Here is a 19,852-nt window from a genome sequence, read left to right as displayed (position 1 = left end):
CGGAGGTCGTTTTGCCGCAGGGCAAGGCGGCAGACGCGCCGCTTGGTGATTCCAAGCAAGCGGCTGCCAACGCCGCCCTGCGGCAAAACGGCCCCGTCCCGAAAGGGTTGCGCCGAAAATCGCGCCGTGCGGCGTTGCGAAACTTGGCCTTGGAACCACCAAGGCCTGCGTTTCGCGCCTTGCCCGGCGCGATTTTCGGCAGCAACGCAGACGTGCGCAATTCACGGATAGGTTCTAAAACGCTGCCGGCGCGAGCAAGTGCGCCTGCCAGAAAGGCGCTGCCTCAAACGGCGCCTCGCCGCTAAGCTGCATCCTCAAAAACGCGGCAACAGATCGGGAGCGATGCATGGCGGAGCAATGGACGACGGCGCAGATGCCCTCGCAGGGCGGGCGCATAGCGGTGGTCACCGGTGCCAACAGCGGTCTGGGTCTGGAAACCGCCATCGCCCTGGCGCAGGCCGGTGCCAAGGTGATCATGGCCTGCCGCAGTCCGGACAAGGCCGCCGCCGCGCTCGGCGAACTGCGCGCACGCGTGCCGCGGGCCGACGCGCAGCTGATGCGCCTGGACCTCGCCAGCCTCGCCTCGGTGCGCGAGTTCGCCGCGGCCTTTCACGCGCAGCACACGCGCCTGGATCTGCTGATCAACAACGCCGGCATTCTCGGCGTGCCGCTCACCCATACCGTCGATGGCTTCGAAAGCCAGATGGGCACCAATCACCTGGGGCATTTCGCACTCACCGGCCTGTTGATCGACGCGCTGCTGGCCACGCCCGGCGCACGCATCATCACCGTCGGCAGCCTCGGCCACTGGCGTGCCGGCGGCCTGGACCCGGATGATCTGAATTACCGGCACACGCCGTACACGCCCTTCGGCGGCTACTGCAAGAGCAAGCTCGCCAATCTGCTGTTCGTGCTGGCGCTGTCGCGGCGCCTGCAGGCGAAGAACAGCTCGCTGATCTGCGCCGCCGCGCATCCGGGCGGTGCCGCCACCAACATCAAGAAATCCGAAGGCCGTCTGCGCGCGGCCATCGAACGCGCGGTGGCGCCGGTGGTGGCGAAGTTCCTGATCAACACCGCCGCGATGGGCGCGCTGCCCACGCTCTATGCCGCGACCATGCCCGGCGTGCGCAACAACGACTACTACGGCCCGAACGGCTTCATGGAATTTCGCGGCCACACGCCGTGTCCGGCCAGGCGCCATCGCAGCGCGCTGGATGCTGAACTCGCGCAGCGTCTCTGGCAGGCCTCGGTACGCGCCACCGGCGTGTCATTCCTGGATTGAGGCAAGGCCTCGCGAGGCGCCTGTCATGCCCGCGCAGGCCGGCATCCAGTGATTACCCCCGCGCTTGTCGGCCGCGCTCTGGACTCCCGCTTGCGTGGGCATGACAAACCAGGGGCTTTGTCATTTTTTGCGCGCCTTTGCGTTCTTTGCGCCCTGGCGTGATACTTTTTTGCCGGAGCTTCAGCGCTGGATGCTGCGCGGCGCGTAAGCCGCGTCGGGCTTGCCCATGTTGCGGGCGCTGGCGATGCGCTGATTGCGCCGGCCGATGATGCGGCGCTGATAGCGGCGCTCTTCGGCCAGGGCGTGCGATTCGTCGTCGTCCCAGGCCGATTGCAGCAGGAACTTGCCGGCCGCCACCGCATCGGGCGAGCGCGTCGCGAATTCGGCGGCCAGTTCCCGGGCCTTGCCCAGCGGATCGGCGGCCACATGCGTGACCAGATTCAGGGCCTGCGCCTGCGCGCCGTCGAGCATGCGCCCGCTCCAGCACAGCTCCTTGGCCACATCCAGGGGCATCAGCTCGCGCAGCAGCGCCGCGCCGCCCATGTCGGGAATCAGGCCCCACTTGGCTTCCAGCACCGAGATACGCGCGTCCGGCGTGGCGATGCGCAGATCCGCGCCCAGCGCCAGCTGGATGCCGGCACCGAAGCAGTTGCCATGGATCACCGCAATCACCGGCATCGGCAGCTCGCGCCAGAGCACCGACCAGCGCTGGAAATCATTGCGCATCGGCGAGAACAGGCGCAGCAGCAGGCCGAGCGCGCCCTTGCGATTGCCCAGCACTGACTTGATGTCGATGCCGGCGCAGAACGAAGGCCCTTCGCCGCTGAGAATCACGCAGCGCACCTGGCGCTGGTTCTTGAGCCAGCGCACCACCTGGCGGCCGGCCTGCATCATCGGCATGTCCACGGCGTTGTGACGATCGCCGCGGGTGAGGCGCACATAGGCGATGCCGTCTTCGACGCGCACCGCCATGCGATTCAGAAATTGCGTATCCATGCCCCCTATTTTAGCTCGGCCGAGGATTTGCCGAGCAGGCGCCGCGCGATGATCAGCTGCTGGATCTGCTGCGTGCCTTCGAAGATGTCGAGAATCTTGGCATCGCGCGCCCATTTCTCCAGCAGCTCGTCCTCGCCATAACCGAGGCTGCCGCACAGCTCCACGCACTTGAGCGTGATCTGCACGCCGCTGCGTCCGGCCTTGGCCTTGGCCTGGCTGGCCTGCAGGGAATTGGGCTTGCGGTTGTCGGCCATCCAGGCCGCCTGCAGGGTGAGCAGATACGCCGCCTCGTAATCGGCCTCCAGGCGCAGCAGCTCGGCAGCGGCGGCGGACTGCGTCAGCGCCGGCTGCGTGTAATCGACCTGCACGCCCGCCGCCGCCAGCAGCTCGCGGCTGCGCTCCAGGCTGGCGCGTGCCAGACCCACGGCCATCGCCGCCACCAGCGGCCGGGTGTTGTCGAAGGTCTGCATCACGCCGGCAAAACCCTTCTCGACATTGATCGTCGGATCCCCGAGCAGGTTTTCCTTCGGCACACGGCAGTCCTTCAGCACGAAGGCGGCGGTGTCCGAGGCGCGGATGCCCAGCTTGTGTTCCAGGCGCACCAGCTCGAAACCCGGCGTACCCTTCTCCACCACGAAGGACTTGATCGCGGCGCGACCGATGTTGCGGTCCAGCGTCGCCCAGACCACCACCAGTTCGGCGCGCTCGCCGGCGGTGACATAAATCTTCTCGCCGTTGAGCACGTAGTGATCGCCATCGAGACGCGCGGTGGTGCGGATGGCGGCGGAGTCGGAGCCGCAATGCGGCTCGGTGATGGCCATCGCCGCCCAGCGTCCTGCGAAGCGCTTGAGCTGCTCCTCGCTGGCCACCGAGGCAATCGCGGCATTGCCCAGGCCCTGGCGCGGCATGCTCAGCAGGAAGCCGACATCGCCCCAGCACAGCTCCATGGTGCCCAGCGCGGTGGAGAGGTTGCCGCTGTTGCGGTTGCCGGTCTCGCGCGCGCCTTCACGGCGCACGCCGGCGGCACCGGCCCCTTCACCGCCACCGCCCTCATTCATGCCGTCGAGCAGCGCACCCAGCATGTCCAGCTGCTGGGGATACGCATGTTCGGCGCGGTCGTAGTGGCGCGAGTTGGGACGGAAGATCTCGCGCGCGACCTGCTGCGCCTGCGAGACCAGCATGCGGAACTTCTTCGGTGTTTCCAGATTGATCATGGTCGTCCCCTCAAACCAGCAGCATGCCTTCCAGCATTCCCGCCGCACGCAGATCGCGATACCAGCGCTCCACCGGATGCTCCTTCACGAAACCGTGTCCGCCCAGCAGCTGCACGGCGTCGGAGCCGATGCGCACGCCTTTTTCGGCCGCCAGCTGACGCGCCAGCATCGCTTCGCGCGCAAACGGCAGACCGGCATCGGCGCGGCTGGCCGCGCGCCAGTTCACCAGACGCAGGCCTTCGAGTTCGATGCTGATGTCGGAGATGGTGAAGGCCACCGACTGGCGGTGACTGATCGGCTCGCCAAAGGCCTGCCGTTCGTTGACATAGGGAATCAGGTAATCCAGCGCCGCCTGCGCGGTGCCGGTAGCCAGCGCGCTCCAGGCGATGCGCGAGAGCGAGATGCATTCGGCGTACACGGCCGCATCGCCGGCAGCCAGCAGGGCCGTCGCCGGCAGCTTCACCCGGTCCAGCTGCAGACGCGCGGTGGCTGCGGCGCGCAGGCCCATCGCCGGTTCCGTGCTCAGGCCCATGCCGGCGCCGCCGGATTCGACGATGAACAAGGCCGGGCCCACGCCTTCCAGCTGCGCGGCGACGATGAACAGCTCGGCCTGCGCCGCACGCGGCACCAGCGACTTCACGCCGCTGAGCACAAAGCCCTCACCCTCGCGACGCGCGCTGGTCTGCAGTGCGAAGGGATTGAACAGCACCTGCGGCTCCTGCACCGCCAGCGCCGCCACCGGCGCGTGCTCGGCGGCAAAGCTGGGCAGATAGCGCGTCTGCTGCTCGGCATCGCCCCAGCGCGTCAGCGCATTGCTCACCGCACTCGGCGCCAGACAGGCCAGCGCCAGGCCCATGTCGCCCTGCGCCAGCGCCTCGGCGATCAGCACCTGGGTGACGGCATTGGACTCGGTGCCGGCACCATCGAGTTCTTCGGGAATGCCCAGCAGCGTGATGCCCAGCTCGGCGGCGCCGCTGAGCAGCTCGGCCGGCGCCGCGCAACTGCTGTCCGCCTCGCTCGCGGCGGGGCGCAGGGCCTCCATCGCGAAACGCTGCGCCGCGTCCTGCAGCATGCGCTGCTCTTCGCTGGGCGAAAGATCGAACAGCTGCGGATCGGACGCGGCCCGCGGCAGGCGCGAGGGCGCCAGCAGCTTGCGCGTGGCGGCAAAGCGCCGCGCCGCACTGGTGGCGATGCGAAAGCCGTTGCGCGAACCGACGCGCAGCGCGCGTTCGGTGGCCTTGCGCAAATGCAGGCGATCCAGCTGCTCGGAGCTGGACACACGATTGATCAGACGCAAACCCAGGCCCATGGCCTTGTTCACCAAGCTCATAGCTCTCCCCATGCCGGCGTACATCGCGCCGGCGCTGATGACGGAAAAAGTGTCAGCGCGACGTGTTCAGCGCGTCGCGGGTGTTTTCCAGAAAAGTGTCGACCAGGCGCGTGAACTTGCCCTGGATGAAAGACGGCGCCAGCAGGCGGTACATCAAGGGCACCGGGACTTCGCGCAGCTTGCCTTGCACATCGAAGCTCAGCTTGGTGGCCTTGCCCTGCGAGTGCAGACGGAAATGCCCTTCGATGGCGGCGTTGCCGTATTCCGGCAGCGGCTTCCAGCTGAGCTGCCCGCGCTTGGCATCGACGCTGTATTTGGCGGCGTAACTGACCTCATGCGCGATATTGGCGGCGCGCGAACCGATCGCCGACATCTCCCACAGATACGCATTGCTGCCCACCTTGGTGAGCTTGCGCAGCTTGGGAAAGCGACGGATGGTGCTCTCCAGATCGTCGAGCAGCACCTTCACGTCTTCATACGGGACGTCCACGTCCAGGCTGCGCTGGATTTTGATATCGATGTTCATGGTGCTGCGACCTGTCTGATGCTCTCGCCTGTGGTGTGTATCGCGGACGCCTCAAGCTTGGCATCCGCGCGGGGGAATCTGCCTTGGCTGCGCCGCGCTGGCCCGGGTCACGGCAGTCAATCAGAAACGCAGCTGTCCGGAGACGATCTGCGCATGCAGGGCCGGCGTCAGCGGCTCATAGCCGACCTGCCGGTCGAGCAGCACATACAGCGGATCGGCCGTGCGCTGCGGATCAAAGCCTTCACTCTTGAGATCCACCTTGCGGAACTTGAAGGTGGCGGTGGTTTCCTGCGACTGGCGCAGGCGCAGAAACAGCGGCACGGCATAAGGCGGCAGCTGCGCGCAGAGATGCTGCGCCAGCGCGCGACGGTCCAGCTCGCCTTCCGGCGTCAGCGCTGCCATGCCGGCGCGCCCCTCGGCACCCGGCAGCTGCACGCCATAGACCACCGCCTCGCTGATGCCGGCAAAGCGATTGATGGCGCCTTCCACCTCGGTGGTGGATACGTTCTCGCCCTTCCAGCGGAAGGTGTCGCCGACGCGATCCACGAACTGGATGTGGCGGAAACCCTGATCGCGCACCAGATCGCCGCTGTTGAACCAGCAGTCGCCGCGCTTGAACACATCGCGCAGCAGCTTGGCTTCGTTGGCCTTGTTGTCGGCGGCTTTGCCCGCCACATAACCATCGAAGGGCGCGCGTTCGGAGACTTCGGTGATCAGCAGACCCACGCCGCCCTTGGCGACGCGGCGCAGATGGCCGTCGGCGCCGCGCCGGGGCTCATCGGCGGCGGTGTCGTATTCGACGATGGCGAAAGCCAGCGGACAGTAACCGGCCGTGCGCGGCAGCCCCAGGCCGTTGACGAAGGCGAGATTGGCTTCGCTGGCGCCATAGAACTCGCAGATGTGCGCAATGCCGAAGCGCTGCTGGAACGCGTCCCACAGCTCCGGCCGCAAGCCGTTGCCGACGATGGCGCGCACGCGATGCTGACGATCCTGCGCGCTGGGCGGCTGATTGAGCAGATAGCGGCACAGCTCGCCGATGTAACAGAAGGCGCTGGCGTCGAAACGCCGGATTTCATCCCAGAAGCGCGAGGCGCTGAACTTGCGGCCCAGGGCCAGCGTGGCGCCGGCTCCCAGCACGCTGCCCCAGGACACCGTCAGGGCATTGTTGTGATACAGCGGCAAGGGGCAGTACAGCACATCATCGGCGCGCAGGCGCAGCGCCAGCTGGCCCATGCCGGCCATGCCGCGCGTCCAGCGGTAGTGCGACATGCGCGAGGCCTTGGGCAGGCCGGTGGTGCCGGAAGTGAAGATGAAGAAGCAGGCCTCGCTGAGCCGGATCTGCGCGGTCTGCGGCGGATTGTCCGGCAGGGCCTGCGCACTTTCCCGGCGCAGATCGGCAAAGCCCGCCGGCGCCGGCGCCTCGCCCTCCCACCACAGCTGCAGCGCGCCCTGCTGCTGCGCGGCATAGTCGCTGCTGGCCAGCGCGTCCTGGCATTCCTCGCCGACGATCAGCGCACGTGGATTGGCCAGACTCATGCTGTGCGTCAGTACCGCGCCGCGCTGCTGCGGATTGAGCATCGCCGCCACCGCGCCCAGCTTCACCACCGCCGCCACGCAGGCCAGGGTTTCGGCGCGGTTCTCCATCAGCACGCCCACCGCCTCGCCGCGACGCAGGCCGGCGGCCTGCAGGGTGTGCGCGATGCGGTTGACCCAGGCGTTGAATTCCTCGTACGTCCAGCTGCGCGACTCGAAGCGCAGCGCGATGGCGCGCGGTTGGCGCGCCGCCAGCTCCTGCAGGCGCAGCCCGATGGAATAAGTGCTGCCCGGCTTGAGCCGCGCCATGTTGTACAGGCCCGCCGCGCTGCGCGGCAGCTCCGGCAGCAGGTGCAGGCCGGCCCGCAGCAGATCGGCAAAACGGATGCGATCCTTGTTGTCTTCCATGGTCTCCCCTAGGGCCTGTTAATGCTATGGACAATCGCTGCGTTGCTGCCGGAAATGGCGCCCGGCAAGGCGCGGGACGCAGGCCTTGGTGGTTCCAAGGCCAAGTCTCGCAACGCCACTGGGCGCCATTCCCGGCGCAACCCGGATGGGACGGGGCCGTTTTGCCGCATGGCGGCGTTGGCAGCCGCTGGCTTGGAGTCACCAAGCGGCGCGTCTGCCGCCTTGCCCTGCGGCAAAACGACCCCCGTCGCAGCGATTGCCATAGTGTTAACAGGCCCTTGTCGGGGCATTGTCGCGAGCGTGTGCGTAGCAGCGACAGCGCCGCGCGGACAGGCCCGGCTGTCAGCACAGGAAGCCGGCGTTTACACTGCGCCGCATGGGAGACCTGCCCAACAACGAAGAAGCCCGCGACGCGGTACTGGCCTCGGTGCTGGCCGCGCAGCAGCTGCGCGTGTCGATCGTCGCCGTGTCGGACTACTGCGGCAACTGGTTCGAAAACGAGCCGTCCATGCCCTGCGGCATTTTCCACCTGATCGATCAGGGCAGCTGCTGGGTGCGCGCGCCGATTCTCGATACGCCCCTGCAACTGCAGTCCGGCGATCTGATCGTGTTTCCGCGCGGCGGCGCGCATGTGCTCTGCGGGCGTCTGACCGAAAGCGAAAGCTCACCGGAATTCAGCACTCTGATCTGCGGCGAATTCGCCTTTGCCAGCGCCCGCTCCAACCCGATTCTCAGCGCGCTGCCGGAAGCCTTCGTGGTGCGCCAGCAGGACGCCGGCCCGGCGCTGCGCGAGCTGGCCGAGGTGCTGCGCAGCTGCGCGCACCGCAAGCTGCCCGGCCAGCAGGTGCTGCTCGACAAGCTGGCCGACAGCCTGTTCGTGATGGCGGTCTGCCAGTTCGCGGCGCAGGCGCAGAACCGTCGCGGCCTGCTCGCGGCCCTGGCCGATGCGCGTCTGGCCAAAGCCCTGGCCGCACTGCACCGCGAGCCCGGCAAGCCCTGGCGCGTGGACAGTCTGGCCCAGGTGGCCGGCATGTCCCGCACCGCCTTCGCCGTGGAATTCACGCGCCTGCTCGGCGCCAGCCCCATCGCTTATCTCACCGATTTCCGCATCGCCGAAGCGCGCCGCCTGCTGCGCGACAAGCGCCTGTCGGTGGCGGCGGTTGCCGAGCAGCTCGGCTACCAGAGCGAGGCGGCGTTCCGTCGCACCTTCAAGCGCCTCGAAGGCGTGGGCCCGGGCCAGCTGCGCCGCGAGGCAGGCGAGAGCGAAGGCGGCTGAGCCGCGCCCTCGGGATTCAGACGCCCAGGCGCTGATACCAGGCCACGCCCTCGGCGTCCTGCGTCACGCCGATCTCGCCACGCTGCAGCAGGTAGTTGAGATTGGCCAGGCTCTCGCCGGTGGCCATGCCCAGCAGCGAGGAGTCGTCGATGCGCCGCGCAAACAGCGCGCTGAACACGTCCACGGCGCGCTGCGGCTGGCTCAGGGCTTCGCGCAGACGCGTCAGCGCGCGCTCCTGGCTGGCGGCCAGATGCGCGATGCGAGCATGCAGGCCACGGAAGGCCTCGTTGTGCGCGGGCAGCACCAGCACCTCGTCGGGAATGTGTTCGCGCAGCTTCTGCAGCGACTGCAGCCAGTCGGCCAGCGGATCGGCATCCGGCTCGATGGCGTGCACGGACACATTCGAGGAAATGCGCGGCAGCACCTGATCGCCGGAGATGAACAGCTTGAGTTGCGGGCAGTACAGGCAGGCGTGCTCGGGCGAGTGGCCGCTGCCCACCACCACGCGCCATTGATGCGCACCGATGCTCAGCACCTCGCCGTCCACCAGACGCCGGTAGCTGTCGGGCAGGCGGTAAATGGTCTTGCCGAAGGCGCCGAAACGCGCGCGGTAGTTTTCCAGCTCGGCCTCGCTCCAGCCGGCGCGGTGATAGAAGCTGGTGCCGTCCAGCGGCGCCTCGCGGCCGGTATCGCCCACCAGCACGCGGCAGCTCATGTATTCGCTGCGCGTGATCCACAGGCGGCAGTTGAACTTGCGCGTCAGCCAGCCGGCCAGGCCGATGTGATCCGGATGCATGTGGGTGACCAGCACCCGCGTCACCGGCCTGCCCTGCAGGGCCTCCCGCAGGAAACGGTTCCAGATCTGCACCGAGGCCGGCACGCTCAGGCCGGTGTCGACGATGGCCCAGCCCTCGCCGTCGGCAATCGCCCAGAGATTGATGTGATCCAGGGAGAACGGCAGCGGCATGCGCAGCCAGAGCACGCCCGGCGCCACCGTCACCGCCTCGCCCATGCCCGGCGCCGGATCGATGGGATATTGCAGGACGGTCTTGCCGGTATCGCTGCTGAGCAGGGAGCTGTCGTTCATGATCGCGGCCTGTGGAAGCTTCAAGACCGGTGATTATCACCTGTGCAGCGCGGCCTTGCCGCGCGCAGCGGCCGGCATCCCGTCCAGGCAGAGCAGTGCGATTTTCCCAGAGGCCCGGTTCGCGTTCCTGACTTAGAGTCGCAAGCGGGGGGCTGTCTCGACATGAAAAAATTTCTTCATCCTCAGGCTGCGCTGCTCGGCCTGAGCTTGCTGCTCGGCGCCTGCGGTCATTCCGCTCCGGTGGAAGAGCGCGCGGCGCTCACGCGCAGCGAGCAGGCACAATGTCTTCTCAAGAGCGGGTATCTGCAGGTAGGCGCGGGCCTGGATGCCACGGGGCGCCTGGAAGTCGATGCGCCCGCTGCCGCGGCGGCGCAGGGCGTCTGCGCCGGCAACACGGCTTTTGCCTACGGCAGCGGGCTGTACGACATCACCGGCGTGGTGGCCAATACCAGCGGCATGGGCTGGGAGTCGCCCACGCAGGTGTTCAGCGGCCTGCATCAGCGTCAGTACGCGCGCGCCTTCGCCATCGCCTCGCCTTGCAACGGCAAGCGCGTGATGTTCGTGGACAGCGATACCGGCATGATCTTCGGTGCGGTGCGACTGAAGGTGCTGGAACTGATCGCCGCCGATCCTGCGCTCTCGCCCTTCTACGGCCCGGACAATCTCATGCTCTCGGCCACGCACACGCATGAAGGCCCGGCGGGTTACTCGCATTACCTCGCCTTCAATCTCTTCCACTTCGGCTACGACGAAGACACCTTCCAGGCCATCGCGCAGGGCATCTATCAGGCGGTCCGCCTGGCACAGGCCAATCTCGCCGCACACCCGCAGACGGGAAGCATCAAGCTGGCGGTGGGCGAGCTGCTCAACACCAACATCAATCGCTCGCTGCCGGCATTTCAGCTCAACAGCCAGAGCGAGCGCGAGCAGTTTCGCAATGCGCGCGGCGAGGTGATCGACACCGACAAGCGCATGGTGCAGCTGAGCTTGGTGCGCGACAACGGTTCGGCCGTGGGCCTGATCAACTGGTTCGGCGTGCACCCGACCATCATCGGCGAGAACCTCAAGCTGGTCAGCTCCGACATGAAGGGCTATGCGGGCCTGGGCTTCGAAAAGCTCATGCGCACCGATTACGCCGCACCCGCAGGCCAGGACAATTTCGTCGCCGCCTTTGCGCAGGCCGACGAAGGCGATTCCTCGCCGAACCTGTTCATCCGCGAGCGGCCATATCCCGATCCCACGCGCGGCGGCGGCAAGGACGAATACGAGTCGGCCGCGATCTCCGGCACCAAGCACATCGCCAAGGCGCTGGAACTCTACGATCAGGGCAAGGCCTTGCGCGGCCCGGTGGATTACCGCCTGATGTTCGTGAAGATGGACGAGGTGACGGTGACCGATCCGGTGGTGCTGGCCAGCCTGCAGCATCCCGCCGAACTCGATGCGCCGGTGAAACGCACCTGCTCGCCGGTGCTCGGGCCTTCCTTCGCCGCCGGCGCCGAAGACGGTCCCGGCCCGGCCACCGAGGGTCTGAGCTGCGCGTCCAGCCCCGAGCTGCTCGCCGCCGCGATGGCGGACTTCCAGACCCTGCTCAACTTCAATCCCGACAATCCCACCGGCCACATCCTGCCGCTGCAGCTGGTCTCGCAGGCCGCGCTCTGCGATCTGTCCAAGCTGCCGCCGGTGGCGGGCGTGGACTTCAGCTGCCAGGCGGAAAAGCCCATCGCCCTGCCCGTGGGGCCACCGGTATCGGCCGAGCCGGTGATTCTGCCGCTGCAGATCTTCCGCCTCGGCAATCTGGCCCTGGTCGGCATTCCCTGGGAAGTGACGACGATGTCGGCGCGCCGCATCCGCGCGCAGCTGCTGGCGCTGCTGGCGCCGGTGGGCGTGGACACCGTGGTGCTCGCCGGTCTGGTCAACGACTACGTGCACTACCTGCCCACGCGCGAGGAATACGCCTCGCAGCAGTACGAGGGCGCCTCCGACATCTTCGGGCCGTGGACGCTGGCCGCCGTGCAGCAGGAGCTGCGCAAGCTCGCCATCAGCCTGCGCGATGCAGTCGCGGCACCGTCGGGGCCTGCGTACGTGGACGGCGTGCCGCTGCTGATCCGTCCGCCTTACGTGCCTTCCGATGTCGCCGGTCTGGGCAAGGACTTCGGCGCCTTGCTGACGGACGTGCCGGCCAGCGCCCGGCAAGGCGAGACCGTGAGCGCGGAGTTCCAGGCCGGCCATCCGCGCAACGACCTGAAGATCCAGTCCAGCTATGCCTATGTCGAACAGCTGCAGGCCGACGGCAGCTGGAAGGTGGTGGTCAGCGACAGATCACCGGAGCTGTGGTTCGTGTGGAAGCCCACCCTGCCCTCGCCGCTGCCGATCGATCCGGCCGTGATCGGCAGCTCCACCGCGCAGGCGGTCTGGCACATCCCCGCCAATCAGCCGGCGGGCACGTATCGCCTGCGTCACGACGGCGCGGCGCAGACCCTGCTGCTGCCCAGGCAGGCCTACAGCGGCGTGTCGAGCGCGTTCACGCTCGGCGCGCCGGCATCGGCCTGCCCCTGACAGCGCCGGCGATGCGCGGGCATCGCCGGCTTCAGAACTGCAGCTTGACGAAAGCCTGTGCGAAGTCGCGATCGCGCAGCAGATTGTTCGCGCCGCCGCCCATGAACGCCACGTAGCCGATGTTGAACGAGAGAAAATCCTTGTAGCGGGTTTCCAGATTGCTGATCAGCTGCTTGCGATTGGCGATGAAGTTTTCCGCCGGGCCGGGCGCGGTGCCTTTCACGTCATGACCCCAGATGAGGCTCGGCTGCAGGCTGATGGCGGGCAGCACGCTTTCGTACTTGACGATCATGATGATGCGATAGCCGTACGAGAGCGCGTCGCTGTAGCCCTTGAGATTGGCCTGATGCGGATTGAAGCGCAGGCCATCGGCGCCGGCATTGCAGGCGCTGTTGGTCGAGCAAGCCTGACGCGAGCCGTCCGCACCGCTGCCGTCGGCGCCTGCCGAGGCATGCAGGAACTGCCCCGGCGCGTCGATCTGCAGACGATCGAGCGAGGGCAGGCCGGGAATCCACTCGGCGCCCAGTTCGGCAACGAGCTGCACCTGATCGGCCGCCAGATAATTTTCGGTGGCGCCGAGCACGCGCGTGGTGCTCACATCGAACTGGAAGACATCGAAGCGCTCGTAGCCGCGGATATAGCCCGGATTGTGGCGGTCATAGCGCCGGCCCGGATCGCTGCCCGGGTTCTCGCCGACCACGCCGCCGCGATAGGCCGTGACGAAGCTCGGATAGGCGCGCGCCGAGCCCGGCAGATGTCCGACCACCAGGCTCAGCGTATCGGGATAGGGATTGCTGCCGCTGGCGTCCTGAAAATCACTGCCGCCATACACCGTGCGACTGCCATCGGCCGCCCAGCCCAGGCCCGAATGCGTGCCGGCGCAGCCGCCGTCCGGCGCATTGCCGCAGCTGTTGAGCGTGGGGCCCAAGGCCGCGAAGCCCAGATCCGTGACCGCGATCTGCAGCGGCAGGTTCGGACGGTAGGCCACCTCGCCCTGGAACGAGTAGTCGCCATAGGTGGTGTTGAAGCTGAAGCCGTAGAGCTGGATGTTTTCCGGATACTCGAAGACCACACGCGGCTGATCCAGCTCCGCGGCATCGGACAGCGGCGCATCGGGATTGCCGCCGAGCAGCAGGCCCTGCAGGGTGGTCAGCGTCGCCGGCAGGTCGGCAAGATTGGTGACGCCCAGATCGCTCGCCAGCCCGACGGGATTGACCAGCAATTGATTGGCAACCAGGCTCAGGGTATCGACCTGCAACTGCTGCCGGGCCTGGGCGTTGGCGGTGGCCGGGATGTTGGGACAGGCCTGGAAGAAGGTCACCGTGTTGGTCACGCTGCGCTGATGACTGCAGGCCGTGGGCGCGGCGAACATGCTGATATAGGGCAGCTTCGAGTGGTAGTTCATGAAGTACAGCCCGAACTCGGTGCCGCTGCCCAGTTCCTCGGCGTAGTACTTGAAGGCCAGACCGAACTGGCCCTGACTGCTGGCGTCCATGTCGCGCTCGCGCCGCCAGGTGCCCGTGGTCGGCGTGATCAGCGCCAGCGGGTTGTCCATGTAACCCTTGCGCGTGTTGTCGGTCGGCCCGCCCCAGGCATGCTCGGGATCGTCGGCCACGGCACCGAAGCTGTAGTTCACCGAAGCGCCGGCATTGCGCGTGCCCAGATCGTTGGTGGCGAAATAGCTGCCCGGCGGCGGCGCATCCAGCGGCTGCCATTCGAACTGATAAAAGGCTTCGATGGTCGCGCTGGAAAACGGTTCGATGCTGGCGAACACCATGCCCACCGGCATGAACACTTCTTCCACCTGCGTGCCGACGCGGAACAGATTGTTGGCGTTGACCGGGTTGGCCTGGTTGATACTGTTGATGGCCAGCAAGGTGGACTCGCCCCAGTTCACCGTCTGGCGGCCGATCTTGAAGCTCAGCTCCTGGTCGCCCAGGAAGGGCAAGGGCAGCTTGCCGAAGACGTTGAGCTCGTGCAGCTGCAGGGCGGTGCCGATCTGGCGCAGCGTCGAGCCGTCGTTGCGCTTGCTGCGCACGGAAGCACCCGGCCCGTAGACATGCGGGAAATAGCGATTGGCGATCGGGTCATTCGTGAAGCCGACCTGATCGGCATTGCCGCGCGTGATCAGGTCGGGATGGGTTTCCGTAAAGTTGTTGTTGGTGAAGTCGTAGAAGTACAGCCACTTCGCAAAGAAGCCGAGCCCTTCCCAGTTCAAGGTCAGATCCTGCGTGACCTTGCCGACGGTCTGGATCAAGTCGAAGCGGCCGTAATTGAGATTGCCGTCGTCCGCCCGCATCGCAAACTGTCCCGGCGCCGCCACCAGCCGCTGCGAGGGATAGACCTGATCCCGGAACAGGCCCTGGCAGGACTGATACTGCCGCGCACACAGCTCCGGATTGAGATCCGCCTTGCCGATGAGATCCGCCGCCGGCTTTTCCAGGCGCATGGCGGCGCCGAAGGTCACGGTGGTGTTGAGGGTGCCGCTGATTTCACCATCCAGCCAATCGAGGCTGATGGCAAAGGACGGTGAACTGGCCACGAGGGCCAGCGCCGCCGCAGAGAGCAGACAAGGACGTACCGACATCAGCATCTTCTCCAGATGGGTCCGGCAGGCGCCATCCGGCGCGCCGCATCCATTAATTGAACGACTGGTTAACTTCGCGCAGCCTACGAGCGCTCCCTGCCGGCGCCATTGGCCACTTGGCCACAGGCCTGCCGTCCTCGCAGAACGCCGGCTCATCTTTTGACCGATCTGCGGGGTCATGCCATTGATCTGCGACAGCCCCCGTCACGGAGCCAGGCACTAGCCTGCGATTTTCACCATGGGGGACGGCCGCATGAATGGCGGGGAGATCATTGCGCGGGTGCTCAAGGCCCAGGGCCTGCGCTTTCTGTTCACGCTGTGCGGCGGACACATTTCGCCGATTCTGGTCGGCTGCAAGCAGGCCGGCATCCGGGTGATCGATACCCGTCACGAGGCCACGGCGGTGTTCGCCGCCGATGCCATGGCACGCCTCAGCGGCGTCCCGGGCGTGGCCGCCGTCACCGCCGGGCCGGGGCTCACCAATACCCTCACGGCGGTGCAGAACGCGCGTCTGGCGCAGTCGCCGCTGGTGCTGCTGGGTGGCGCCACCGCCACCGTGCTGCGCAATCGCGGCGCGCTGCAGGACATCGACCAGCTGGCGCTGATCCGCTCCAGCGTGAAGTGGGCCGCGCAGGCCAAGCGGGTATCCGAGCTGGCGCCCTTGCTGCGCCAGGCCCTGCACTGCGCCATGGACGGCACGCCCGGTCCGGTGTTCCTGGAATGCCCGGTGGATCTGCTTTACGACGAGGCGCTGGTGCGGCAGTGGTACATCGCCAAGTCGCAACCGCGTCCCGGTGCCGGCCTGGGCGAACATCTGATCGCACGCTATCTGCGCCTGCATTTGTGGCGGCAGTTCTTCGGCGTGCAGCCGCCCGCCGATCAAGCCGTGACGACGACGCCGCTCCTGCCCTCACCGCGCGTCGTTCGCGCCGCCGCCAGGCGCCTGGCGCGGGCACAACAAGCGCTGCTGGTGATCGGCAGCCAGGCCATGCTCGATACCCAGCAGCTGCCGGCCCTGCGCCGCGCCGTGGAAACGCTGGGCCTGCCGGTCTATCTCTCCGGCATGGCGCGCGGCCTGCTCGGCCCTGATCATCCCTTGCAGTTCCGCCACCGGCGCCGCGAAGCGCTGCGTGCCGCCGACCTGGTGATCCTGGCCGGCGTGCCCTGCGATTTTCGCCTCGACTATGGCGCGCACATCCGCCCGCGCGCCGCCCTGATCGCCGCCAACCGCAGCCGCCAGGATCTGCATCTGAACCGCCGTCCTCAGGTGGCCGTGCAGGCCGACGCCGGCGCCTTCCTGTGCGCCCTGGCCGATGAACTCGGCGCACAACCGCAGCGCTCAGGCGCGTGGTTTGACTCGCTGCGTCAGCGCGAAGCGCAGCGGGACGGCGAAATCGATGAACAGGCCGCATCGGTTCCCGGCGAGGGCCTCAATCCGCTGACGCTGTGCCGGCAGATCGATGCCCAACTGAGCGAAGACAGCCTGATCGTCGCCGACGGCGGTGATTTCGTTGCCACCGCCTCCTATGTGCTGCAGCCGCGCGCGACGCTGGGCTGGCTGGACCCCGGCGTGTTCGGCACGCTGGGCGTGGGCGCCGGCTTCGCGCTCGCCGCCAAGCTGCATCGCCCGGACAGCGAAGTCTGGGCCTTGTTCGGCGACGGGGCGCTGGGCTACAGCCTGATGGAATTCGATACCTTCGTGCGTCACGGCCTGGGCGTGCTGGCCGTGGTGGGCAACGATGCCTGCTGGTCGCAGATCGCCCGCGAACAGATCGAGGTGCTCAAGGACGATGTCGGCTGCCCGCTGCTGCCCAGTCATTACGAGCAGGCGGTCCAGGGCCTGGGCGCTGCCGGCCTGCTGCTCGATCGTCACGAGAACAGCGAGCGGGTGCTCGGCCGCGCCAGACAGCTGGCGGCGGCCGGATCGCCGGTGCTGATCAACGCCCTGCTCGGCCGCAGCGATTTTCGCAAGGGCTCCATCTCGATGTAGAGCCGTCGGCTGCAGGCGCAAATAAAAAAGCCCGCTTCTTGCGAAGCGGGCTTCTTCATGACGGATGGTTGGGAGACTAGGACTCGAACCTAGATAAACAGAGTCAGAATCTGTTGTCCTGCCATTAGACGATCTCCCATCCGGTTCGGGAAATCTTGCGAGGCGGCGAGTATAACGCCGCCGCCTCGAATTCCAAGTACCAAATGAAAAATTAGCGCTTGGAGTACTGCGTGCCGCGACGGGCCTTGTGCAGACCGACCTTCTTACGCTCGACTTCACGGGCGTCGCGAGTGACCAGACCCGCTGCACGCAGCGGCTTGCGGAATTCTTCGTCGTACTGGATCAGCGCGCGGGTGATGCCGTGGCGGATCGCACCGGCCTGACCGTTGGGGCCACCGCCGGCGACGGTGATCTTGAGGTCGAAGCGGCCGACGGAGTCGGTCACTTCCAGCGGCTGACGCACCAGCATGCGCGAGGTCTCGCGACCGAAATAATCTTCGACGCTCTTGTCGTTGATCTGGATCGCGCCGGAGCCCGGCTTGAGGAAGACGCGCGCGGCGGCCGTCTTGCGGCGGCCCGTGCCGTACTTGTATTCGATGTTCTTTGCCATGGTAGTGACCGGACTTAGAAGTTGAGGGCCTTGGGCTGCTGCGCGGTGTGCGGATGCGCACTGCCGGCATAGACCTTCAGCTTGCGGAACACCGCGTAACCGAGCGGACCGCTCGGCAGCATGCCCTTCACCGCCTTCTCGATGGCGCGCTCGGGATGCTTGTTGAGCATCTCCTGCAGGCTGGTCGAGCGGATACCACCCGGGTATTCGGTGTGGCGGTAGTACACCTTGTCGCGCAGCTTGTTGCCGGTGGCCTTCACCTTCTCGGCATTGATCACGACGATGTAATCGCCGGTATCCACGTGCGGGGTGTATTCGGCCTTGTGCTTGCCGCGCAGGCGGCGTGCAACCTCGGTGGCGAGGCGGCCCAAGGGCTTGTCCGTTGCGTCAATCACGTACCAGTCGCGCTTGACGGTTTCGGACTTCGCGAAGAGAGTCTTCATCGGTCCATTCCAGTCGGTAGTTATAGTTCAGTTCGGGTGATGCCTAGACCCCGAACCTCGAAAAAGGCGCGCGAGTGTAGCTGCGAGTGGGCAGTGACGCAAGCCTCAGGCCAGAACCAGGCTCTTGGGATCGCTGGCCTTGCGCCGCGCGGCGGCGGCGTCCACCAGACCGGCACGGACCAGAACCGCCAGCGCCTGATCCAGGGTCTGCATGCCCTCGCGCTGACCAGTCTGCAGCACCGAGACCATCTGCGCCACCTTGTTCTCGCGGATCAGGTTGCGGATCGCCGGCGTGCCCAGCATCAGCTCGAAGGCGGCCACGCGTCCGCCACCGCCGGCGGCCGGCAGCAGGGTCTGGGCGATCACCGCGCGCAGGGATTCGGCCAGCATCGCGCGCACGCTCTCCTTCTCGCCGGCCGGGAACACATCGATGATGCGGTCGATGGTCTTGGGCGCCGAGGCGGTGTGCAGGCTGGCCAGCACCAGATGCCCGGTCTCGGCGGCGGTGAGCGCGAGGCGGATCGTCTCCAGATCGCGCAGCTCGCCGACCAGCATCACGTCCGGGTCTTCGCGCAGACCCGAGCGCAGGGCGCTGGCGAAGCTCTGCGTGTGGCGGTGCAGCTCGCGCTGGCTGATCAGGCTGCGCGCCGGCTCGTGCACGAACTCGATGGGATCCTCGATGGTGAGGATGTGCAGGGCCTGGGTCTGGTTGAGCCGCTGCACCATCGCCGCCAGCGTCGTGGACTTGCCCGAGCCGGTGGGGCCGGTGACCAGCAGCAGCCCGCGCGGCAGTTCCAGCAACTCGCTCACCACCGGCGGCAAGCGCAGGGTATCGAGATCCGGAATGCGGCGCGGCAACAGTCGCATCACCAGCGCCGTGCCGCGCAGCTGGCGGAAGGCATTGACGCGCACGCGGCCCACACCCGGCACCTCGCTGGCGAAGTCCACGTCCTCGCCGCGCTGCCAGAGCGCGCGCAGCGGCGCAGGCATCAGGGTTTCGGCGGCGGCGCGCAGATCACCGTCCTGCAGCGGCGCATGGTCGATGGCGGCCAGCTCGCCGTCCTGACGCAGACGCGGCGGCAGACCGGCGGAGAGATGCAGATCGGAAGCGCCGCGCGCGGCAGCCAGCTGCAGCAGTTGCGTGAGGTCCATGATCGAGGTCCGGGCGCCCAGGGCAGTGATCGATTATGTTAGCCGCCCTTTCTTGCCGCCCCGTGCAGCCCGTCACGCCGCCGATGACGTCCATCGCCGATAACCTGCAGCAAGTCCACACCCGCATCGCCCGCGCCTGCAGCGCCGCCGGCCGCGACCCGGCCAGCGTGCGCCTGCTGGCAGTGAGCAAGACCTTCGACGCCGAGGCGATCCGCGCCGCGATGGCCGCCGGCCAGCGCGAGTTCGGCGAGAGCTATGTGCAGGAAGCCATCGCCAAGCAGGACGCGCTGGGCGCGCAGGCCAGCGCGCTGTGCTGGCATTACATCGGCCCCATCCAGTCCAACAAGACCCGCGAGATCGCCGAGCGCTTCGCCTGGGTTCACGGCGTGGAGCGGCTGAAGATCGCGCAGCGCCTCAGCGCGCAGCGGCCAGACGATCTGCCGCCGCTGAACGTCTGCGTGCAGGTGAATATTTCCGGCGAGGCCAGCAAGTCCGGCTGCGCGCCGCAGGAGGCGCTGGCACTGTGCGCGGAAGTCGCCCGGCTGCCGCGCCTCAGGCTGCGCGGCCTGATGGCGGTGCCGGCGCCCAGCGAGGACGCGCGCGAGCAAGGCGCCGCGTTTCACCGCCTGCAGGAATTGTTCATCGCCCTGCGCGCGCAGCTGCCGCAAGCCGATACCCTTTCTGCCGGCATGTCCGACGACCTGGAAGCGGCCATCGCCGAGGGCTCGACCCTGGTGCGGATCGGCACGGCGGTGTTCGGGTCGCGCTTGCGCAAGCCTGCCGGCCTGTCGTGAATGGGCGGCGGGCATGTACGCGCGCACCCCAGCCAGTAAACTTCGCACAGCTTCGGCTTGCTGACGGT

15 protein-coding genes and 1 tRNA gene are annotated in these 19,852 nt (G+C 67.2%); 5 read left to right on the top strand and 11 right to left on the bottom strand.

Features of this window, described 5'->3' with window-relative positions; all coding sequences use genetic code 11:
• Positions 1–346: 346 nt before the first annotated feature.
• Positions 347–1,282, top strand: coding sequence for an oxidoreductase (locus BMY12_RS05545; protein WP_093283134.1), 936 nt, complete (start codon positions 347–349; stop codon positions 1,280–1,282).
• Between the two features lie 180 nt (positions 1,283–1,462).
• Here the strand turns inward: BMY12_RS05545 and BMY12_RS05540 are convergent, their stop codons facing one another.
• From BMY12_RS05540 to BMY12_RS05520, 5 genes are all read right to left on the bottom strand, one after another.
• Positions 1,463–2,278: a crotonase/enoyl-CoA hydratase family protein gene (locus tag BMY12_RS05540; protein WP_093283132.1), complete on the bottom strand. Its 816-nt coding sequence runs from the start codon at positions 2,276–2,278 to the stop codon at positions 1,463–1,465.
• A gap of 5 nt (positions 2,279–2,283) precedes the next feature.
• Positions 2,284–3,492: an acyl-CoA dehydrogenase family protein gene (locus BMY12_RS05535; protein ID WP_093283129.1), complete on the bottom strand. Its 1,209-nt coding sequence runs from the start codon at positions 3,490–3,492 to the stop codon at positions 2,284–2,286.
• Between the two features lie 10 nt (positions 3,493–3,502).
• Positions 3,503–4,801, bottom strand: coding sequence for an acyl-CoA dehydrogenase family protein (locus BMY12_RS05530; RefSeq protein WP_093283246.1), 1,299 nt, complete (start codon positions 4,799–4,801; stop codon positions 3,503–3,505).
• A gap of 73 nt (positions 4,802–4,874) precedes the next feature.
• On the bottom strand, positions 4,875–5,348 hold the full coding sequence (locus tag BMY12_RS05525) for an SRPBCC family protein (RefSeq protein WP_093283127.1): 474 nt from the start codon (positions 5,346–5,348) through the stop codon (positions 4,875–4,877).
• Positions 5,349–5,468: 120 nt separating this feature from the next.
• Positions 5,469–7,289 (bottom strand): long-chain-acyl-CoA synthetase, encoded by a 1,821-nt coding sequence (locus tag BMY12_RS05520; RefSeq protein WP_093283124.1) that lies wholly within the window; start codon positions 7,287–7,289, stop codon positions 5,469–5,471.
• 376 nt (positions 7,290–7,665) lie between these two features.
• On the opposite strand from BMY12_RS05520, the gene BMY12_RS05510 reads away from it, so the two are divergent.
• The gene (locus BMY12_RS05510) at positions 7,666–8,565 is read left to right on the top strand and encodes an AraC family transcriptional regulator (RefSeq protein WP_093283120.1); all 900 of its coding nucleotides are present in this window, start codon (positions 7,666–7,668) and stop codon (positions 8,563–8,565) included.
• 16 nt (positions 8,566–8,581) lie between these two features.
• On the opposite strand, the gene BMY12_RS05505 is transcribed toward BMY12_RS05510, so the two are convergent.
• Positions 8,582–9,652, bottom strand: coding sequence for an MBL fold metallo-hydrolase (locus tag BMY12_RS05505; protein WP_093283117.1), 1,071 nt, complete (start codon positions 9,650–9,652; stop codon positions 8,582–8,584).
• 162 nt (positions 9,653–9,814) lie between these two features.
• On the opposite strand from BMY12_RS05505, the gene BMY12_RS05500 reads away from it, so the two are divergent.
• Positions 9,815–12,208, top strand: a complete 2,394-nt coding sequence (locus tag BMY12_RS05500; RefSeq protein WP_093283116.1) for a neutral/alkaline non-lysosomal ceramidase N-terminal domain-containing protein — start codon at positions 9,815–9,817, stop codon at positions 12,206–12,208.
• A gap of 31 nt (positions 12,209–12,239) precedes the next feature.
• On the opposite strand, the gene BMY12_RS05495 is transcribed toward BMY12_RS05500, so the two are convergent.
• A complete protein-coding gene (locus tag BMY12_RS05495; protein WP_093283244.1) occupies positions 12,240–14,795 on the bottom strand; it encodes a DUF1302 domain-containing protein in 2,556 nt (851 codons plus the stop codon).
• Positions 14,796–15,048: 253 nt separating this feature from the next.
• Between BMY12_RS05495 and BMY12_RS05490 the strand changes: the two genes are divergently transcribed.
• Positions 15,049–16,785: a thiamine pyrophosphate-binding protein gene (locus BMY12_RS05490; protein WP_093283114.1), complete on the top strand. Its 1,737-nt coding sequence runs from the start codon at positions 15,049–15,051 to the stop codon at positions 16,783–16,785.
• Positions 16,786–16,850: 65 nt separating this feature from the next.
• Here the strand turns inward: BMY12_RS05490 and BMY12_RS05485 are convergent.
• The 4 genes from BMY12_RS05485 to BMY12_RS05470 all read right to left on the bottom strand — a co-directional run bounded on the left by BMY12_RS05485 (position 16,851) and on the right by BMY12_RS05470 (position 18,990).
• Positions 16,851–16,924, bottom strand: a tRNA-Gln gene (locus tag BMY12_RS05485).
• A 72-nt stretch (positions 16,925–16,996) separates the two neighbouring features.
• Positions 16,997–17,395, bottom strand: coding sequence for a 30S ribosomal protein S9 (rpsI, locus tag BMY12_RS05480; protein WP_093283111.1), 399 nt, complete (start codon positions 17,393–17,395; stop codon positions 16,997–16,999).
• Positions 17,396–17,409: 14 nt separating this feature from the next.
• Entirely contained in the window at positions 17,410–17,838 is a 429-nt protein-coding gene (rplM, locus tag BMY12_RS05475) for a 50S ribosomal protein L13 (protein WP_093283108.1), read from the bottom strand.
• Between the two features lie 105 nt (positions 17,839–17,943).
• Entirely contained in the window at positions 17,944–18,990 is a 1,047-nt protein-coding gene (locus BMY12_RS05470; RefSeq protein ID WP_093283105.1) for a type IV pilus twitching motility protein PilT, read from the bottom strand.
• Between the two features lie 83 nt (positions 18,991–19,073).
• Between BMY12_RS05470 and BMY12_RS05465 the strand changes: the two genes are divergently transcribed.
• On the top strand, positions 19,074–19,784 hold the full coding sequence (locus BMY12_RS05465) for a YggS family pyridoxal phosphate-dependent enzyme (RefSeq protein ID WP_093283102.1): 711 nt from the start codon (positions 19,074–19,076) through the stop codon (positions 19,782–19,784).
• Positions 19,785–19,852: the final 68 nt, after the last annotated feature.

It is taken from the genome of Solimonas aquatica (assembly GCF_900111015.1).
Taxonomy (GTDB): Bacteria; Pseudomonadota; Gammaproteobacteria; order Nevskiales; family Nevskiaceae; genus Solimonas; species Solimonas aquatica.
This window is presented reverse-complemented; position numbering and strand designations above follow the sequence as displayed.